This window comes from Salmonella sp. SAL4457 (assembly GCF_046548235.1).
Classification (GTDB): Bacteria; Pseudomonadota; Gammaproteobacteria; order Enterobacterales; family Enterobacteriaceae; genus Salmonella; species Salmonella enterica.
This window is the reverse complement of record NZ_JBGDZO010000866.1, coordinates 1-255: the sequence shown is the minus strand read 5'-3', so window position 1 is coordinate 255 and position 255 is coordinate 1. Positions and strand designations below refer to the sequence as shown.

1 protein-coding gene is annotated in these 255 nt (G+C 66.3%); it reads right to left on the bottom strand.

The annotated features are described in order from the left end of the window. A partial coding sequence (locus tag ACLJNW_RS26655) for an N-formylglutamate amidohydrolase (protein ID WP_410961574.1) occupies window positions 1-255 on the bottom strand: 255 nt, incomplete at both ends.

Genomic DNA, 255 nt, shown 5'->3' with positions numbered 1-255 from the left:
GTTCCTCGGCGATGGTCCGGTGGTAGGGCGTCCACACTTCGGCCAGGTAGCGCATGCGTTCCTCGGCGGACGGCGCCATGCCTTCGCGGTAGAGCGGCCGGCCGTCGAACAGGGTGTCCGGATACAGGCCGGTAGTGGCGGTGCTGTACAGCGGCTTGTCGTCGGAAGGGCGGTTGAGATCGACCACATAGCGCGAATAGTGGGCAGCCAGGGTGCTGGCGCCCAGTTCCTCGGCGAAATCGTAGAGCCGGGGAA